Genomic DNA, 1,815 nt, shown 5'->3' on the forward strand with positions numbered 1-1,815 from the left:
CTTCGCTCGCGAGCGCCCGCAGGTCCTCCAGCGCGACGTCGTCGGCGACAGCGTCCTCCGCCATCGCCGCCGCGAAGACCGGACCTTCGGGCGAGCGGCCGAGAAAGACCTGCGGCTCGGCGGCGCCGAGCCGGGCAGCCTCCGCGTTCCCGAACAGCAGGCGGGGAGCGCCGCCCGCGTCCAGGCGCAGCGCCACCCTGTCGCCGGAGAAAAGCACCGTCAGGCGCGCCGGGTCCGCGGCTTCGGCGGCCACGGCCGCGGGATCGTTGCGGCGGTCGCCGAGGCGGTCGAGCGTGAAGCCCGCATAGCCGAGATCGGGGTGATCGCCTGAGGACTCATCATGGGCCATGAGCGGCAAATTTCCGGATGCGGGTCGCGCGGCTTGCATCTGACCTCCGCGGTGGCCCATATAGGGCCGGGAGGTTGGCGGTGGACGTGTCCCTCGCCAACCGGGTCAGGTCCGAAAGGAAGCAGCCCCAACGAGACCGATACGGGTCGTCGTCCGACCTCCCACCCTTCTCTGCGACGAGGCCCCTGCGTGATGACGGCGACGGCCGGCGCCTCTCTCTCCGCCGCCGACCCGGAGCGCCGGGCCGCATGAGCGCTGTTCCCTACCGCGTCCTTGCCCGCAAATATCGTCCGCAGCGTTTCGAGGACCTGATCGGCCAGGAGCCGATGGTCCGCACGTTGCGCAACGGCTTCGCGTCCGGCCGCATCGCCCAGGCGTGGATCCTCACGGGCGTCCGCGGCGTCGGCAAGACGACCACGGCGCGCATCCTGGCGCGGGCGCTGAATTACGAGCGCGCCGACGGGACAGGGGGCCCGACCACCGATCTCTCCGAACTCGGTGTGCATTGCGAAGCGATCATGGAGTCGCGCCATGTCGACGTCGTCGAGATGGACGCGGCGTCCCACACTGGCGTCGCCGATGTGCGCGCGATCCTCGAGACGGTGCACTACGCGCCCGTCACGGCGCGCTACAAGGTGTTCATCATCGACGAAGTGCACATGCTCTCGACGAGCGCCTTCAACGCGTTTCTGAAGACGCTCGAGGAGCCGCCGCCGCACGTCAAATTCATCTTCGCGACGACCGAGATCCGCAAGGTGCCGGTGACGGTCATGTCGCGCTGCCAGAGCTTCGCCCTGCGGCGGGTCGCGGCCGACGAGATGTCCGCCCATCTGACGCGCATCTGCGCGGCCGAAGAGGTCGCGATCGAGGACGAGGCGCTCGCCGTGATCGCGCGCGCCTCGGAGGGCTCGGTGCGCGACGCCCTGTCGCTGCTCGACCAGGCGATGGCCCATGGCGAGGGCCGGGTCGAGGCCGCCGCGGTGCGCGGCATGCTTGGCCTCGCGGACCGCGCTGGCGTGCTCGACCTGTTCGAGGCGGTGATGAGCGGCGACGCCGGCGCAGCGCTCGACGCGTTCCACGCCCAGCATGCGGCCGGCGCCGACCCGGCTTCCGTGCTGGCGGATCTCGCCGAGACGACGCATCTCGTCACCCGCATCAAGATCGCGCCCAGGACCGCGGACGATCCGGCGCTGAGCGAAAGCGAGCGCAAGCGGGGACGCGAGTTCGCCGAGCGGCTGTCGATGCGTTCGCTGTCGAGGGCCTGGCAGATGCTGCTCAAGGGCGTGCCCGAGGTGCAGGCGGCGCCCAAGCCCGCGCAGGCGGCCGACATGGTGCTCGTGCGGCTCGCCTATGCGGCCGACCTGCCGACGCCGGACGAACTGCTCCGCACGCGCGCCGCGGGCTCTATCCGCTGATCATCGACTACTACAACCACTACGGCCTGCCGATGATGATCGGCGAGACCG

Annotated in this window: 1 other RNA gene and 2 pseudogenes; 2 read left to right on the top strand and 1 reads right to left on the bottom strand. The window is 70.7% G+C overall.

Going from position 1 to position 1,815, the window contains the following annotated elements:
• Positions 1–349: pseudogene (locus ACIKT0_RS17750) on the bottom strand (NAD(+) diphosphatase); the annotation flags it as partial.
• 68 nt (positions 350–417) lie between these two features.
• Between ACIKT0_RS17750 and ffs the strand changes: the two are divergent.
• An RNA gene (gene ffs / locus ACIKT0_RS17755) (signal recognition particle sRNA small type) lies at positions 418–515 on the top strand.
• A gap of 82 nt (positions 516–597) precedes the next feature.
• Positions 598–1,737 (top strand): annotated as a pseudogene (locus ACIKT0_RS17760) (DNA polymerase III subunit gamma/tau); the annotation flags it as partial.
• Between the last annotated feature and the right edge of the window lie 78 nt (positions 1,738–1,815).

This window comes from Hansschlegelia beijingensis, from assembly GCF_045505405.1.
Lineage (GTDB): Bacteria > Pseudomonadota > Alphaproteobacteria > Rhizobiales > Methylopilaceae > Methylopila > Methylopila beijingensis_A.